This window comes from Mesorhizobium sp. M0571 (genome assembly GCF_040320985.1).
Taxonomy (GTDB): Bacteria; Pseudomonadota; Alphaproteobacteria; order Rhizobiales; family Rhizobiaceae; genus Mesorhizobium.
The window spans coordinates 359,144-375,727 of record NZ_JAMYQT010000002.1; the positions used below are offsets into that span (position 1 = coordinate 359,144).

The following is a 16,584-nucleotide window of genomic DNA, read 5'->3' on the forward strand; positions in this document are numbered from 1 at the left end:
GCATATAGTGCAATTCCGGCAAAAAGACCAGCCCAATTCACAAGCCGGCTTTTTGCTGCATAAACGGACACTTCCGCTTAGTCAGAGCCATTTCTTCCATTTGAAGTACGCGTAGAGCCCGACCGCCACAAGCGCCATGAAGACGAGCGATAAGGGATAGCCGTAATAGGCTTTTAGCTCCGGCATGTTCCAGGGCGAGGTCTCGGGATCGAAATTCATGCCCCACACGCCGACGAAAAAGGTGAGCGGCAGGAAGATCACCGAGACGATCGTCAGATAGCTGATGACGTCGTTGGTGCGCGCCTGGCTGAGTGACAGGTGCATCTCGATCAGGCCGGTCAGCATGTCGCGCTGGGTCTCGACCAATTCGATCAATCGCAGCGAATGATCGAGCGTATCGTTCAGGAATAACTTGGTTTCGGCCTTCACATAGGGGACGTCGTTGCGGATCATGGTCGCCAGCGCGTCGCGCATCGGCCAAAGCACGCCCTTCAACACATTGGCGTCGCGCCGCAATTCGTGAAGCTGCCGCATCTGGTGCTTGTGCGCCTGGTTTAGCATCTGGTCCTCGATGCTGTCGACCAATTCGCCGGCAGCCTCGGTCGGCGGGAAATAGCTGTCGACGATGGCGTCGATCAAAGCATAGGCGAGATAGTCGGCGCCGCGCGAGCGCAACCGGTTGGGCACCGAGCTTCCGATCCGCTTGCGCACGGGATCGAACGGGTCGCCTTCGCGCTCCTGGAAGGTGACGACGAAATTCTTGCCGAAGAAGACGGTGATCTGTTCGTAACGGTGCGCAGTGACATCGTCGATCATCCTGACGACGACAAAGGCATGGTCCTCGAAGAAATCCACCTTCGGCCGCTGGCCGGTGTTGACGACATCTTCCAGCGCCAGCGGATGCAGGTTGAAAATCCGGCCGATCTCCTCGATCAGCTGGATGTTGGCGAGGCCGGTGCAGTCGAGCCAGATGACCGGCCAATTGTGGCAATGGGTGTTGACGTCGTCGATGCTGGCATTGTCGATCGTCTGGAACTTCTCGGGCGAGATCAACGTCAGCCTGAGCTCGGAGAGGCGCGCCGCCGGATCGGCGATCAGCGTGCCCGGCGAAGCCCCGACCGGCGGCCGCCGTGTTTTTAGCGGCGCCCGCTTCTTGACCGTCTCAGCCTTTGCCATGTGCCCCCTCGAGTGCAGCGTCGAACGGCACTACAGCGCCGCGCGTCCTTTCGGACGGCAAACGACGCCGTAGCCCTGTTGATTTAGCGCATGATCCTTTCCCAAAATAGAATCCGGTTTGGAGATCATGCGCCGGGCGAGAGCTGTTACCCGACAAAGACCCGCTTTGGCTTGAACATGCCTTGCTCGATGGCGCCGATGGCGACCAGCTTGCCGCGCGCCGTGGCGCAGGCCTCCTCAGCTTCTACCGGCGCGTCACGGCCGCGAATGATGACCGGATTGCCGAGGCGGATTTTGGTTGCCGCATCGTCGCTGATCGCAACCTGCGGTAAGCATTCGAGCGCTGCGGCGGTGTCGACCAGAAACGCATCGATGGCGTCGAAGTCGATCGGCGCATCCGCTGCTTGCGAACTCTCCTCGCCCTGTTCGCCGAAGCGGACGGCTTCCAGTTCGGCCAGGGTGACGAAATCTTCTTGCGTAAACGGCTCGACCTCGACCCTTCGCAGCTCGGCGATATGGCCGAAGCAGCCGAGGTCGCGGCCCATGTCGCGCGCCAGCGAGCGGACATAGGTGCCCTTGCCGCATTCGACCTCGAAGATGGTGCGATCAGCCATGTGTCCGATCAGGTCGAGCCGGCCGATCTCGACCTCGCGTGCCGGAATGTCGACCGTCTCGCCCTCGCGGGCAAGGTCGTAGGCGCGCTCGCCGGCGATCTTGATCGCCGAGAATTGCGGCGGCGTCTGCATGATGACGCCGGTATATTTCGAAAGCAGCGCCAGCACATCGGATTCCGCCGGACGGCGGTCGGAGCTTTTGGTCGCCGGGCCTTCGAGGTCGTCGGTCGAACGCTCCTCGCCCCAGGCGACCGTGAAGCGGTAGACCTTGGCGCCGTCCTGGACGTAAGGCACGGTCTTGGTCGCTTCGCCGAGCGCGATCGGCAGCATGCCGGACGCCAGAGGGTCGAGCGTGCCGGCATGACCGGCCTTTTCCGCCTGGAACAGCCACTTGATCTTGGAGACGGCTTCGGTCGAACCCATGCCGACCGGCTTGTCCAGCACCAGCCAGCCTGAGATCGGCCGGCCCTTCTTCTTGCCGCGACGCGCCACTATTCGCTGTCCTTCATGTCGTCTTTGTCTTTGTCGTCGGCGCCGAGATCGCGCGCCACTTCGGGCGAATGCAGCAATTCGTTGATCTTCTGGAAATTGTCGTAGCTGGTATCGAGCCGGAAGCGGAATTCCGGCATGTACTTCATTTGCCGCAGCGCGCCGGAAACGCGGCCGCGGACGAACTTCGCATGCTTGTTGAGCGCCTCGACCACCGCACCGGTATCCTTGGCGCCAAGCGGCGAAACGAAGGCGGTAGCGATCTTCAGATCGGGCGACATGCGCACTTCCGAGACCGAGACCACTGTGTTCTCGATCAGCGGATCGAGAATCTCGCCGCGCTGCAAGGTCTCGGATAGCGCATGGCGCACCTGCTCGCCGACGCGCAGCATGCGTTGGGATGGGCCTGAAGGGGTTGAACGGGGCATTTTCCTCGGTCCTGAAATCGTGAAGCGCGGGATGGGACCGCGCCGCATGTCTCATATGGTTTGGGCGGCGGCCTTTCGACCACCGCCCGGTCTCAATAGATGCTCGAACTCAGGATGCCCGAACTCAGAGCGTCCTGGTCACCATCTCGACGCGGAAGCACTCAATGACGTCCCCGGCGCGCATGTCCTCGTAGTTCTGGAAGGCCATACCGCATTCCTGGCCGGCCGGAACTTCCGAAACTTCGTCCTTGAAGCGCTTCAGGGTTTTCAGCGTGCCTTCGTGGATGACGACGTTGTCGCGGATCAAGCGGACGCCCGCACCACGCTCGACCTTGCCTTCGGTGACACGGCAGCCGGCGATCTTGCCGATCTTGGTGATGTCGAAGATCTCGAGGATCTCGGCATTGCCGATGAAGGTCTCGCGACGCTCCGGCGAGAGCAGGCCGGAGAGCGCCGCCTTCACGTCATCGACGAGATTGTAGATGATGGAGTAGTAGCGGATCTCGATGCCTGCCGCAGCCGCGGCGGCACGGGCCTGCACATTCGCGCGAACGTTGAAGCCGATGATCGCAGCCCCCGAGGTTTCCGCCAGCGACACGTCGCTTTCGGTGATACCGCCGGCTCCCGCATGGACGATGCGGGCGCGCACCTCGTCGGTGCCGAGATTGTCGAGCGCCGCGTTGATCGCCTCGATCGAACCCTGCACATCGCCCTTGATGACCAGCGGGAATTCCTTCAATCCGCTTGTCTGCAATTGCGACATCATCTGTTCGAGCGAACCGCGCTGGCCGGCATGCCTGGCCACCGCTTTCTCGCGTGCCAGGCGCTGGCGGTATTCGGTGATCTCACGGGCTCGGGCCTCGTTGTTGACCACGGCGAAGCGGTCGCCGGCCTGCGGCGTACCTTGCAGGCCGAGCACCTCCACCGGCATTGCCGGCGGCGCCTCCTTGACCTGCTCGCCGCGGTCGTTGACCAGCGCGCGCACCCGGCCCCACTCGTTGCCCGCGACGAGAATATCGCCCGGCATCAACGTGCCGGTTTGCACCAGCACGGTGGCGACAGGGCCGCGGCCCTTATCGAGTTGGGCCTCGATGACAACGCCTTCGGCGGTGCGCTCCGGATTGGCCTTCAGGTCGAGGATTTCGGCCTGCAGCAGGATCGCTTCGAGCAGCTTGTCGAGGTTGATGCCCTTGGTCGCCGACACTTCGACGTCCAGCACCTCGCCGCCCATGGATTCAACGAACACCTCATGACGCAGCAATTCCGAACGCACTTTCTGCGGGTCAGCGTCATGCTTGTCGATCTTGTTGATCGCAACGATGATCGGAACGCCGGCCGCCTTGGCGTGGTTGATCGATTCGATCGTCTGCGGCATCACGCTGTCGTCGGCCGCCACCACGAGGATCGCGATATCGGTGGCCTGGGCGCCGCGGGCACGCATCGCGGTGAAGGCGGCGTGGCCGGGCGTGTCGATGAAGGTGACCTTGTTACCGTTCTTCTCGACCTGATAGGCGCCGATATGCTGGGTAATGCCGCCGGCTTCGCCGGACACCACATTGGCATTGCGGATAGCGTCGAGCAGCGAGGTCTTGCCGTGATCGACATGGCCCATGATCGTTACCACCGGCGGACGCGGCTGGAGATCCTCGGGACGATCGGCGATATTGAACAAGCCCTCTTCGATGTCGGACTCTGCGACGCGACGGACCGTATGGCCAAATTCGGTCGCGACCAGTTCGGCCGTGTCGGCGTCGATGACGTCGCCAGGCTTCAGGATCTGGCCCTGCTTCATGAAGAACTTGACCACGTCGACAGCGCGCTCGGACATGCGCTGCGCCAGCTCCTGGATGGTGATGGTCTCCGGCAAGATCACTTCACGCATGACTTTCTCGCGTGGTTCGTTGTGCAACGCGCGCTTGAATTTCTCCTGACGGCGGCGCATCGACGACAGCGAGCGGGCGCGCGCATCCTCATCGGAAAGCGCCGAATTCAGCGTCAGCTTGCCGCGGCGGCGATCTTCCTCGCCCTTGGTCGGCTTGGCCGGACGCGCCACTTCGGGCGTGACCAGACGGCGCACCGGCGCACCGGCACCGGTCCGCTTCGGCTTGACGTCTTCCTCGTCATCGACTGTCGCCAGTTCGGCGGCCAGCGGCGCACGGCGGCGCGCCTCTTCCTCAGCACGGCGGCGGGATTCGGCCTCGGCCTGCAGCCGTGCCTCTTCCTCGGCCTGACGGCGCGCCGATTCTTCGCGCTCGCGGCGGCGGCGCTCCTCGTCCTCGCTGCGGCGCTTGGCCTCCTCGATGGCGCGCTGGCGATCCTCGACGTCGCGCACCTTCGAGCCCTCGAGAGCCCGGCGGCGTGCTTCCATTTCCTGGCGCGACAGCTCGTTCAGCACCATGCCGCCGCGTTCGACCGGCGGCGGAGGCGGCGGCGCCTTGGGGGCCTCCTGCACGGCAGGCGCTGCCGCGACCGGCTTCGGCGTGAAGACGGACACAGGCGCTGCCGCCGGCTCCGGCTTGTCGCCGGGCAGCGAGAATTTGCGCTTCTTGGTCTCGACGACCACCGACTTGGTGCGGCCGTGCGAGAAGTTCTGGCGCACCGTGCCCTGTTCCATACCGGGGCGCTTCAGCGTCAAGGTCTTCTTCGGCGTAACACTCAGCGTCTTGTCGTCGCCCGATTTCGTATCGCTCATTCCATATCCTCTGCGGCATCATCTTCGTCAGCAACGGCCGCAAGCATTGCCAGATCGTCCGGGGAACCGCCCCGATATCGGTCGAGCGCAACCATGCGCTTCTGGACCGCCCTGCCCGCGTCTTCCGCGAGAACGGCAGCATGTATCACATTTGTACCCCCCAATGCCAAGCTCAACTCGGCCTCGGAGAAAAGTTTGTAAGCGCGGATCGCAGGCCCGCCGAGGTGGACGGTTGCCCGTCGCGCCTGGCTTATCTTGCGGACGCCATCGTCGGAAGCCTCGGTCGCGTGGAGCACGAAAAGTGCAAGTCCGCCGCGCACGGCGCTCTCGACCTTGGTCGCTCCGAGCGCTATAGCGCCCGCCTTGCGGGCTAGGCCAAGCATGCCCAGAGCGGACCTGGAAAGCAGCGCGTCGACCATACCGCCAAGATCGGCTGGCACGGTCACCTGCGCCTTAAAGGCACGGGCAAACAGGTTTTTCGCCGCTGCCTTGTCTATATGTAGGCGGTCGGCGGTCACCCAGCAACCGCGGCCGGGCAGGTTTCTCTTGATGTCCGGAACGACGGCCGAATCCGGGCCGACGACGAAACGGATCAGCTCATCCGGTTCGGCTTGCCTGCGGGTGACGATGCAGGTGCGATCGTTCATCTCGTCCAAGGGCGGGTTCGGTGCGATGCGGTTTCACCTCACGCACCGACGGTTTCGTCAGCCGGCACGCCCTCGGCGGCAAGCTCGTCTTCTGTGATCCAGCCAGCCTTCAGGCGGGCGGCCAGGACCATCTGCTCGGCATCGGCGCGCGACACGCCATGATTGGCGAGCACACCTGGGAATACCTTCGTCTCGCCGTCCTTGCGTTCCTTCCAGCCGGTCAGGTCGTCGGCGGCGTAGCCAGCGAAATCCTCGATCGTCTTCACGCCGTCCTCGCCGAGCGTCACCATCATGGCGGTGGTGATGCCGGGAATCTCGCGCAACTCGTCCTTGACGCCGAGTGCCTTGCGCTTCTCGTCGTGCTCGGCTTCGATCTTCTCCAGATATTCGCGGGCGCGGGTCTGGATCTCCGAAGCCGTGTCCTCGTCGAAGCCGTCGATCGACGCGATTTCACCGGAATCGACGTAGGCGACCTCCTCGACGCTGGTGAAGCCTTCGGAAGCGAGCACCTGGCCGACCATCTCGTCGACGTCGAGGGCTTCCATGAACAGCGACGACCGTTCGACGAATTCCTTCTGGCGGCGTTCGCTCTCTTCCTGCTCGGTCAGGATGTCGATATCCCAGCCGGTGAGCTGCGAGGCAAGACGGACGTTCTGGCCGCGGCGGCCGATGGCCAGCGACAGCTGATCGTCGGGGACGACGACCTCGATACGTTCGGCATCCTCGTCGAGCACGACCTTGGCGACTTCCGCCGGCTGCAATGCATTGACGATGAAGGACGCCGCCGAGGGCGACCACGGGATGATGTCGATCTTCTCGCCCTGCAATTCGCCGACGACCGCCTGGACGCGGCTGCCGCGCATACCGACGCAGGCGCCGACCGGATCGATGGAGCTGTCACGCGAGATGACGGCGATCTTGGCGCGCGAACCCGGATCGCGGGCGACCGACTTGATCTCGATGATGCCGTCGTAGATTTCCGGCACTTCCATGGTGAACAGCTTCGCCATGAACTGCGGATGGGTGCGCGACAGGAAGATCTGCGGGCCGCGCTGTTCGCGGCGCACGTCATAGACATAGGCGCGGACGCGATCGCCATATTTGTAGTTTTCGCGCGGGATCAGCTCGTCGCGGCGGATGATCGCCTCGCCGCGGCCAAGATCGACGATGACGTTGCCGTATTCGACGCGCTTGACGGTGCCGTTGACGATCTCGCCGATACGGTCCTTGTATTCGTCATATTGCCGGTCGCGCTCGGCCTCGCGCACCTTCTGCACGATGACCTGCTTGGCCGACTGTGCGGCGATGCGGCCGAAATCCATCGGCGGCAGCTGTTCGGCGATGAAATCGCCGAGCTGGGCGTCCGGATTGCGCTCGCGCGCCGAGGAAATGGCAATCTGCGTCGCGTAATCGTCGACCTTCTCGACCACTTCCATCAGCCGCTGCAGCTTCATCTCGCCGGTGTTGGCGTTGATGTCGGCGCGGATGTTGGTTTCCTGGCCGTAGCGCGAGCGCGCGGCCTTCTGGATCGCATCGGCCATGGCGGCGATGACGATCGACTTGTCGATCGACTTTTCACGCGCGACCGCATCGGCGATCTGCAGCAGTTCAAGCCTGTTGGCGCTTACAACCATCTTTTTTCTCCCGAGCTTGTTGCCGACCTTTACGGCCGGCAGCCCAATCACATTTCCTGTTCGGTTTCGTCTTCCGCGCCCACTTCCGCACCCTCTGGCGCCTCTTCGGGTTCGCCGCGGCGTTTCCTGGCTTCCTTGCGCGCCCGGTTGTCCTTCGACAGCGCATCGCGGATAAGATCGTCGGTCAGGACCAGCCGCGCGTCGGCGATCGCATCGTAGGGCACGCGCACCGTCGGCTCCTCGCCGTAAGCGGCCTTGTCGCGCTCGATCAGCACACCGTCCGCGTCGCTTTCGGCGATCTTGCCCTTGAAGCGCTTGCGGTCGGCGACGAGAACCGACGTTTCCATCTTCACCAGATGGCCGGTCCAGGCTACAAAATCCGATTTGCGGACCAGCGGCCTGTCTATGCCCGGCGACGACACTTCGAGATGATATGCCTTCTCGATCGGATCATCGACATCGAGCGCCGGCGATACCGCCCGGCTGACCTCTTCGCAATCCTCGACGGTCATTGTGCCGTCCTCGCGTTCGGCCATGATCTGCAGCGTGAGCCCGTTCTGGCCCGACAAATGCACACGTACCAAGCGGAAGCCGATGGCACGCAGTACCGGCTGGACGATCAGCGCGATGCGCGCATCGATACCGCTTTCGCGGATGATGCGGTCGTCGCCTTCGCTTGCCGTCACTGTCATTCGGTGCCTGTCGCTCGATTCCTGTTTGGCCGGCAGGTAATAAAAAAGAGCGGGACCGGGTGGACCCACTCTTCGTCATACCGACCAAGAATTTGAAGCTGATATAGACGATCATGGCCGTCGTTTCAAGCCCGTCGTGCATCTGGGCAGGGCTGGGAGTCCGCAGCGCTGTGCCAAATGCATGGCGGCCATGCAGTGATCCCCCTTTGAGCACCGGCGACGCACGACTATCTATGTTGCATTGCACAGTTGGAGCGCTCACTGCGCTCTAAAGGGTACCGATCATGACCAACCGTGGATTTTTCTCAGCCATAGGCGACTTCTTTAGCGTGTTCGGCAGCGCCGTAGCCGTGTCGCGGGCTGTGGAAAACGGTTGCAAGCCGCATGCGCACGATTTGCGCAATCTCGGCATGGAGCCGGCAGCCTTCGACAAAATCCGCCGCTTCTGAGCCAGGTGAGCACCGAGAGCCTTCGGCCCATCCGCCTTTGCTCAGTTCCGGACGTCCTGCTTATTTCCGCACGAAGGTGAGATAGGCAGGCCGTCGGCCTTCGCGAATGGCCTTGGCCTCATAGCGCGTCCCTGGCCAGCCATCATAGGACCGATGCCAGTCGGCAGCTTCGTTTGCCTGCCACGCGAAGGCGCCATGCGCCCGGCAATGCAGCAGCGTCCAGTTCACATAGCTGTCGATGTCGGACGCAAAGTGGAATTTTCCGCCGTGCTTCAGGACGCGCGCGAAGCGGTCGAGATTGACCGGGCTGACGAAGCGCCGCTTCCAGTGCTTCTTCTTCGGCCACGGATCCGGGTAGAGAAGGTCGATGCCGTCAAGCGAAGCCTGCGGCAGCCAGTCCAGCAGGCGCGTGGCGTCGTCGTCATAGACGCACAGATTGGCAAGCGGACGCTCCCGGACCGCCATCATCATCTTGGCCATGCCGTTGACGAAGGGTTCGACGCCGATAAAGCCGGTCGCCTGGCTGGCCGTGGCACGGTGCAGAAGATGTTCGCCGCCGCCAAAACCGATTTCGAGCAGGACAGCGGAAACTTCTGCTTCGAAAAGGCTGCGCAGATCGGCCGGCGGTTCAACCGTCAGATCGAGCCTGTAGGCAGCGAAGCCGCTCTCCAGAGCCGCCGCCTGCTGCGGTCGAATGGTCTTGCCGCGCCGGCGACCGAAAAATGCCTCGGTCGCACGGCTTGGCCGGTCCTTCGGATCCATAGGCGCCGCGGTTAGGCGGCGACCGCTTCGGCGACCGGTTCGGCGAGAGCGTCCTTGAGCGCCTTGGCGAGATCGGTCTTCTCCCAGGAAAAGGATCCGTCGCGGCCGGCCTTGCGGCCGAAATGGCCATAGGACGACGTCTTGGCATAGATCGGCTTGTTGAGATCGAGGTGGCGGCGGATGCCGGACGGCGACAGGTCCATCACGGTGCGCAGTGCACGCTCCAGCTTTGCCTCGTCGACCTTGCCGGTGCCGTGCAGGTCGACGTAGATCGACAGCGGCTGCGCGACGCCAATCGCATAGGAAAGCTGGATGGTGCAGCGATCGGCGAGCTTCGCGGCGACCACGTTCTTGGCGAGATAGCGCGCCGCATAGGCCGCCGAGCGGTCGACCTTGGTAGTGTCCTTGCCGGAAAAGGCGCCGCCGCCATGAGGCGCAGCCCCACCATAGGTGTCAACGATGATCTTGCGGCCGGTCACGCCGGCGTCGCCGTCGGGTCCGCCAATGACGAACTTGCCGGTCGGATTGATATACCAGTTGCAATTGTCGGCGATCTTCAGGTCGCCCAGCGCCTCGCGGATATAGGGCTCGACGACTTCGCGCACCTTCTTCGAATCCCACGTCGCATCGAGATGCTGGGTCGACAGCACGATCTGCGTCACTTCCGCCGCCTTGCCGTCGACATAGCGGACCGTAACCTGGCTCTTGGCATCCGGCCCGAGCCTGCCGGCATCACCGCTGCCTTCATGGCGCGCGGCGGCCAGCAGTTCGAGGATCTTGTGGCTGTAGTAGATCGGCGCCGGCATCAGATCCGGCGTCTCGCGGCAGGCATAGCCGAACATGATGCCTTGGTCGCCGGCCCCTTCCTCGCCTTGCCGGTCGGAGGCGTTGTCGACGCCTTGGCCGATATCCGGCGATTGGCCGTGCAGCAGGACCTCGATCTTGGCCGTCTTCCAGTGGAAGCCAGCCTGCTCGTAGCCGATTTCGCGGATTGCCTTGCGGGCGACCGACTTGAACTTGGCCGGGTTGACAAGCGGATGGCCGGCCGCATCCTTCAGGATGTGGCCCTCCTTGTCCTTCTTGAGCAGCGTCTCGGGGACGCGCACTTCACCAGCGATGACAACGCGATTGGTCGTCGCGAGCGTCTCGCAGGCGACGCGGACTTTCCATGGGTCCATGCCGGTCTTTCTGGCCTCGCGGTAGACGAGATCGACAATCTCGTCGGAGATACGATCGCAGACCTTGTCGGGATGGCCCTCGGCAACGGATTCCGAGGTGAAGAAATAATTGTGCCGCGTCACGGGTGTCCCCTCTTGAAAAAAATATCGGCAGGCCGCCGATTTTGGCGCGCCAGTTGTTAACGGTGCCGGGCGCCGCTCGTCAAGCCGTGCAGCCGTTCTGGCATGAATTTGACGTTATTATCTTTGCATCCCGAAGACGGCGGCAGGGCGCACTACCATTATCTCTTGCACCAACAGACTGAAGAGAACGGTTTCGAGGAAGCATGTCGAGCAAAATCGATCCGCGCTTCGGCGCATCGGCGGAATGCACATCCCACGGTGCACCCAGCCACGAGAAATTGCATGCCCCGCTACGACGACCTCGTCCTCTTTGACTTCTTCACTGGCCAGTCAGTCGGCTTCGTCGATGGAGAGCGACTTCACAAGCTCGATGATCTTGCGGCGCACTTTCACGTCGGCGATCTTGACGAAGGCGCGGTTCAGCTGGAGGCCTTCCGGGCTGCCGCAGAATTCGACGGCGGAGGTCATCGACGCATCCTCGGCAAATCCACGGTTGCCCACGGCCTCCTGACCGGGCGCATCCTCGAAAAAGAAGGCGACGGGCACGCCGAGTATCGAGGCGATTGCCTGCAAACGGCTGGCGCCGACGCGATTGGTGCCTTTTTCGTACTTTTGGATCTGCTGGAACGTTATGCCGAGGTTTTCGCCCAGTTTTTCCTGGCTCATTCCCAGCATATTGCGGCGAAGCCGGATGCGGCTTCCGACGTGGATGTCGATCGGATTCGGCTTTTTCTTGTTTTCTTCTGTCATTTTTTCCTCGCCGAATTTTTCCGGCTTTTTCTATTTTGCTGCCCAAACGAAACCGGCGGCCCGTGCCCCAACAGAACGACCTATCGACTTCGATAATTTTTCAGGCGCTTACAGTATGAGTTTCTAATGTGTCGGCTGTCAATTCGCCCGTAGCCTTTGCCTTACGTTCAAAATGCATGCCGCAACGGCAAGCAGAAACATGATCAGCATTCCGTTAATGCGTCGTTGGCCGGAGGAAACGATGGCTTGGCTGGAGATCGGCACACGCACGTCGATGGCGCCGCGTGCATCGATTGCCAGCGCGTCGACGATGCGACCGCGCGGGTCGACAACGGCCGAAATGCCGTTATTAGCCGCGCGCAACAGGGGCACCCCATTCTCCACCGCCCGGATCTGCGCCTGCCTGAAGTGCTGGTACGGCCCCGGCGTGTCGCCGAACCAGGCGTCATTGGTGACGTTCACAATAAGCTCGGCTGACGTTGCGTCAACCGCGACCAGATCGGGAAAGATGACCTCATAGCAAATAAACGGCAGCGCCCGGATGCCGCCGGGCAGCGCGATCGGGTGCCGCTCATTGCCGGCCGCGAAGGTCATCGGGCCGGCAACAAGCTGCTCAAGCCCGAAGCGGCCGAGCAGATCGGCGAAAGGTAGATATTCGCCAAAGGGTACCAGATGAACCTTGTCGACGGCATCGACGATTTCGCCCCTTTCGTCGATCGCCACGACCGAGTTGTAGTAACGGCTGCCGGTATTTGCCGCCGAGCCGCCTTCCTCGCGAACGACTCCGGCGACCAGCATCTGGCCATCGCCAAGCATCTCTCCGATGGCAGGCAGGGCATCCGGACGTTCGGTGAACAGAAACGGCACGGAGGTCTCCGGCCACAGGATCAATTGCGGCCTGTCATGGCCGGGTTCCGGCGCCTTGGCCGAAAGCCCCATCATGGTGGCGAAGATGCGGTCGCGCACCGAGGCATCCCATTTCTCGGTGAGGTCGACGGCAGGCTGCACGATACGGACGTCGAGGCTGCGGGCGGCCGGCTTTTCGGGGGCGGCAAGCCTGATATAGCCGAAGCCGGCATGGGCGGCGGCGAGAACGACAAGCAATGCAGCGCCGAGGCGAAGATGCCGGCGCGCCGCAAGCAGGGCCGGCAGCGCAAAGACGAAGACCGCAAGCGCATTCATGCCGATCATGCCGGTCACCGATACGCTCTGCATCAGCAAAGGCACCGGCATCGCCGCATAGCCGACGGCATTCCACGGAAAGCCGGTGAACAGGAAGCCGCGCAGCCATTCCGCCAGGGCAAAGCCGAAGGCAAGTGCCGCGATGCGGCCGATGTCGTTGCTCCACAACAGCCGGGCAACCACGGCGGCGAAGCCATAGAAGAAGGCGAGCGCGAGGGGGATGCCGACCACTGCGAACGGCAAGGCCCAGGCGAAGCTGTCGGCCTCGACCAGCAGCGCCGAGCCGACCCACCAGAGACCGGCAAGAAAATAGCCGAATCCGAACCACCAGCCGGTAGCGAAAGCCGGCAGCAAGCGTCGCAGAAAACCGTCCGAGGCTTCGCCGGTCGCGCCGTCGAGGAGCCAGACCAGCAGCGGGAACGAAACGAAACAGACGGCGAAGAAATCGTAAGGCGCCTGGGCAAGAACCGCCAGCGCCCCGGCAAGAAACGCCACCAGCGCGCGCCGCCAGCCCCAAAGCAGAATTATCCGGCCGGCCTGGCGCTCCATCTATGCTTCCGAGTCGTGCGAATCAGGAAGCAAGATTTATCAGGCCGCGGTCTCGGCTCCAAACCGGATAGGCGCGACCAAGTCCGCTCATAGCTATCGATGCCAGCCTTCGATCGTCAGTCCGCTCAGCCGCTCAGCCTCTTCGCGCGGAATGGAGCCTATCGTCTGCGCGAAAGTCCAGACATGGTCTTCAGGATCGCGCGCCCTGTACAGCCGTTCACCATAGAACTGGTCGGCAGGCTGCTCGATGATCTCGGCTCCCGCCGCCTTTGCACGATCACAATGGGAATCTATCCCGTCTTTCAGGCGTACATAGACGGATTGGGTGTTCCTGCCTCCAACCGAAGCCGGGCTGGCGATGTGGTTGGCCCATTCGGAATCGATGATGATATAGCCGTCGCCGAACCGCATCTCGGAATGGACAAGCGTCCCATCAGCATCGCTGACCACCATGCTCGGCTCGAAGCCGAAGGCCTTTTCAAGCCATGTCAATGCGGCCCACGGATCCTGGTAGAATACGCCGGAGCCCAAGGTCGAGTGCTTGAACGGGTCCTCAACCGGCATCGGGCGAGCCGCGTCTTTCAAGCCTGCTCGGTGCGGACGGCGCGGCGGCGGCGCTCGCCCTTCAGGGTCTCGACGATGCGCACGCGCTTGACGCGGCGCGGATCGGCGTCGAGCACGTGGAACTCGAAACCGGGTATGGCCTGAACCACTTCGCCGCGCGCCGGCACCCGGCCAAGCGTGTTGAAGATCATGCCGCCGATCGTGTCGACATATTCGCCGTGCTCGCCGGCGGTGAAATCCTCGCCGATCATCTTGGCGACATCGTCGATCTCGGCCTTGCCGTCGACGACGAAGACGCCTTCGCCGGCCTGGGTGATCATCGGCTCGTCCTCATCATGCTCGTCCTCGATGTCGCCGACCACCATCTCGACGATGTCCTCGAGCGAGACGAGACCGTCAGTGCCGCCATATTCGTCGATGACCAAAGCCATCTGGGTGCGCGTCGTCTGCATCCGCCCCATCAGGTCGGAGGCGAGCATCGACGGCGGCACGAACAGCACCGGTCGGATCAGATTGAGATCGCCGATGGTGCGCGCCAGATCGACCTGGGCGAGATCGAGAACAGTCGCGACCGGGGGTTTCCTGGTCGTCCTGCCCTTTCTGACGCGGGCGACCTTGGTGATGTGCGCCAGCACGTCGCGGATATGGACCATGCCGCGCGGGTCGTCGAGCGTCTCCGAATAGACCGGCATGCGGGAATGGCCGGACTGCTCGAACAGCCCCAGAAGATCGCCGAGCTTCGTCGTGATCTCGACCGCCTCGATGTCGGCGCGCGGCACCATGACGTCCTCGACGCGCACTTCGCGCAGACGCAGGATGTTGTTGAGCATGGCGCGTTCGCCGGGCGAGAAGGATTCAGCATCGCTCGCCGTTTCGGCAAGCGCGCCGGCAATCTCCTCGCGCAGGCTGGTGCCGTTCCGATGCCTGAAAAGCCCGAGCACGCGATCGAACAGGGAAGGACCGGCAGGCGATGCCTCGCTGGCGAAGCTGCCGGTCGTGGTACTCGGACTCGAGCCCTCTTCCGTCGTTTCGGAAGGCTTGGTCGCACTGCCGGCGTCGGAGCGGGCGGCAGTCTCTGGTTTGTCGTTCATCATCGTCCGGTCAATTGGTCTTTTGTAATTACGTGTAGGGATCGGGAATGGCAAGCCTCGCAAGTGCTGCGCGCTCTGTCGCTTCCATCAATTCCGCTTCGGCGTCGGTTTCGTGATCGTAGCCCAGCAAATGCAGCAGGCCGTGGATAACGAGATGGGAGATATGGTCCTCGACCGGCTTGTCTTCCAGTGCCGCCTCGCGCGCGACAGTCTCGGCGGCCAGCACGATGTCGCCCAGCATCGGCGGCAGAGGCCCGCCCCTCGCAAACGGAAAAGCTGGAAAAGACAGGACGTTGGTCGGCTTGTCCTTGCCGCGCCAGCCGGCATTGAGCGTACGAATATGGGCATCGTCGGAAAAGACGATGCTGAGCTCGGAACGCCCGTCCGCACCGGTTTCGGTAAAGGCGGCCACCACCGCGCGGTCGACCAGCCGCGTCAGCATCGTCTCGTCGGGCCAATCGCCCGCCTCGATCGCGATATCGATCTCGACGGGAAGCTGCCCCCCCGCCTTTTGCTCCTCAGCCATGCGGCCGCATCATCAAATCAGCCTTCGACACCCAAGCCCCTGGCCAGCTTGCCGTCACGGTCGTAGGCCTTGACGATCTCGGCGACCAGCGGATGCCTGACGACGTCGCCCTCGTTGAAGCGGACCGTCACCATGCCGGTGACGCCGTCGAGGATTCTCAGTGCCTCGACCAGACCGGACTTGGTGTTTGGCGGCAGATCGATCTGGGTCGGATCACCGGTGACGATCATACGCGAATTCTCGCCGAGCCGGGTCAGGAACATCTTCATCTGCATCGGCGTGGTGTTCTGCGCCTCGTCGAGGATGACGGCAGCGTGCGCCAGCGTACGGCCGCGCATGAACGCCAGCGGCGCGATCTCGATGACCTCGGCGGCAATCGCCCGCTCGACCTTGTCGGCCGGCATCAGGTCGTAGAGCGCGTCATAGAGCGGCCGCAGATAGGGATCGACCTTCTCCTTCATGTCACCCGGCAGAAAGCCAAGCCGTTCGCCGGCCTCGACCGCGGGGCGCGACAGCACGATGCGTTCGACCATGCCGCGTTCGAGCAGCATTGCCGCATGCGCCACCGCCAGATAGGTCTTTCCGGTGCCGGCCGGGCCGATGCCGAAGACGAGTTCCGACCGCTCCAGCGCGCGCATATAGGCGTCCTGGTTCAGCGAGCGGGCATAGATGGTCTTCTTGCGCGTCGATATCTGGGCGGCGGACACCTTGCCTTTGCGCTCCAGCGTCGGCAGCGTTAGCTGGTCGTCGGTGGCGATCGCCATGCGCACGGCGCCGTCGACATCGGACTGGCCGATATCGGTGCCTTTCTGCAGAATGCCATAAAGATTGTCCAAGGCGCGGCGTGCCTGCTCGGCGGCCGAGGAAGAGCCCTTGATGGTCAATTGGTTGCCGCGCGAGCGGATGTCGACGCCGAGCTTCTGCTCGAGCCTGGCCAGATTTTCGTCGAACTGGCCGTAAAGGGCGCTGGCAAGCTTGTTGTTGTCGAAAGTCAGTACGATGTGCGCCATATCCGAGGCCCCCGAGGGTAGGTTCTGG

At 62.9% G+C, this 16,584-nt stretch carries 16 protein-coding genes; 1 reads left to right on the forward strand and 15 read right to left on the reverse strand.

Going from position 1 to position 16,584, the window contains the following annotated elements; genetic code table 11:
- Positions 1-81: 81 nt before the first annotated feature.
- The 7 genes from corA to rimP form a co-directional block, all read right to left on the reverse strand.
- A complete protein-coding gene (corA, locus tag NKI85_RS04175; RefSeq protein ID WP_352526705.1) occupies positions 82-1,176 on the reverse strand; it encodes a magnesium/cobalt transporter CorA in 1,095 nt (364 codons plus the stop codon).
- Positions 1,177-1,322: 146 nt separating this feature from the next.
- Entirely contained in the window at positions 1,323-2,282 is a 960-nt protein-coding gene (truB, locus tag NKI85_RS04180) for a tRNA pseudouridine(55) synthase TruB (RefSeq protein ID WP_352526704.1), read from the reverse strand.
- Positions 2,282-2,707 (reverse strand): 30S ribosome-binding factor RbfA, encoded by a 426-nt coding sequence (rbfA, locus tag NKI85_RS04185; protein WP_352526703.1) that lies wholly within the window; start codon positions 2,705-2,707, stop codon positions 2,282-2,284. Before rbfA ends, truB begins: the two co-directional genes overlap by 1 nt.
- 124 nt (positions 2,708-2,831) lie before the next feature.
- The gene (gene infB / locus NKI85_RS04190; RefSeq protein WP_352526702.1) at positions 2,832-5,399 is read right to left on the reverse strand and encodes a translation initiation factor IF-2; all 2,568 of its coding nucleotides are present in this window, start codon (positions 5,397-5,399) and stop codon (positions 2,832-2,834) included.
- Positions 5,396-6,046 carry an RNA-binding protein gene (locus NKI85_RS04195; RefSeq protein ID WP_352526700.1) on the reverse strand — a complete coding sequence of 217 codons (651 nt, stop codon included), beginning with the start codon at positions 6,044-6,046 and terminating at the stop codon, positions 5,396-5,398. Before NKI85_RS04195 ends, infB begins: the two co-directional genes overlap by 4 nt.
- Before the next feature lie 38 nt (positions 6,047-6,084).
- On the reverse strand, positions 6,085-7,680 hold the full coding sequence (gene nusA, locus NKI85_RS04200) for a transcription termination factor NusA (RefSeq protein WP_023676901.1): 1,596 nt from the start codon (positions 7,678-7,680) through the stop codon (positions 6,085-6,087).
- 47 nt (positions 7,681-7,727) lie between these two features.
- Positions 7,728-8,372, reverse strand: coding sequence for a ribosome maturation factor RimP (gene rimP, locus NKI85_RS04205; protein WP_352526698.1), 645 nt, complete (start codon positions 8,370-8,372; stop codon positions 7,728-7,730).
- Positions 8,373-8,656: 284 nt separating this feature from the next.
- Between rimP and NKI85_RS04210 the strand changes: the two genes are divergently transcribed.
- Positions 8,657-8,821 (forward strand): hypothetical protein, encoded by a 165-nt coding sequence (locus NKI85_RS04210; RefSeq protein WP_352776141.1) that lies wholly within the window; start codon positions 8,657-8,659, stop codon positions 8,819-8,821.
- A gap of 60 nt (positions 8,822-8,881) precedes the next feature.
- Here NKI85_RS04210 and trmB read toward each other — a convergent pair whose 3' ends face one another.
- The 8 genes from trmB to NKI85_RS04250 all read right to left on the reverse strand — a co-directional run bounded on the left by trmB (position 8,882) and on the right by NKI85_RS04250 (position 16,556).
- Positions 8,882-9,583, reverse strand: a complete 702-nt coding sequence (trmB, locus tag NKI85_RS04215; RefSeq protein WP_352526696.1) for a tRNA (guanine(46)-N(7))-methyltransferase TrmB — start codon at positions 9,581-9,583, stop codon at positions 8,882-8,884.
- Positions 9,584-9,594: 11 nt separating this feature from the next.
- Positions 9,595-10,884: a methionine adenosyltransferase gene (gene metK, locus NKI85_RS04220; RefSeq protein WP_352776143.1), complete on the reverse strand. Its 1,290-nt coding sequence runs from the start codon at positions 10,882-10,884 to the stop codon at positions 9,595-9,597.
- 330 nt (positions 10,885-11,214) lie between these two features.
- Positions 11,215-11,634: a helix-turn-helix domain-containing protein gene (locus tag NKI85_RS04225; RefSeq protein WP_352526692.1), complete on the reverse strand. Its 420-nt coding sequence runs from the start codon at positions 11,632-11,634 to the stop codon at positions 11,215-11,217.
- Positions 11,635-11,772: 138 nt separating this feature from the next.
- Entirely contained in the window at positions 11,773-13,365 is a 1,593-nt protein-coding gene (gene lnt, locus NKI85_RS04230) for an apolipoprotein N-acyltransferase (protein WP_352776145.1), read from the reverse strand.
- A gap of 93 nt (positions 13,366-13,458) precedes the next feature.
- Positions 13,459-13,929 (reverse strand): VOC family protein, encoded by a 471-nt coding sequence (locus tag NKI85_RS04235; protein WP_352776147.1) that lies wholly within the window; start codon positions 13,927-13,929, stop codon positions 13,459-13,461.
- A gap of 17 nt (positions 13,930-13,946) precedes the next feature.
- Positions 13,947-15,020 (reverse strand): hemolysin family protein, encoded by a 1,074-nt coding sequence (locus NKI85_RS04240; protein WP_352526825.1) that lies wholly within the window; start codon positions 15,018-15,020, stop codon positions 13,947-13,949.
- A 28-nt stretch (positions 15,021-15,048) separates the two neighbouring features.
- The gene (ybeY, locus tag NKI85_RS04245) at positions 15,049-15,546 is read right to left on the reverse strand and encodes an rRNA maturation RNase YbeY (RefSeq protein WP_352526688.1); all 498 of its coding nucleotides are present in this window, start codon (positions 15,544-15,546) and stop codon (positions 15,049-15,051) included.
- Between the two features lie 17 nt (positions 15,547-15,563).
- Positions 15,564-16,556, reverse strand: coding sequence for a PhoH family protein (locus NKI85_RS04250; protein ID WP_502896016.1), 993 nt, complete (start codon positions 16,554-16,556; stop codon positions 15,564-15,566).
- Positions 16,557-16,584: the final 28 nt, after the last annotated feature.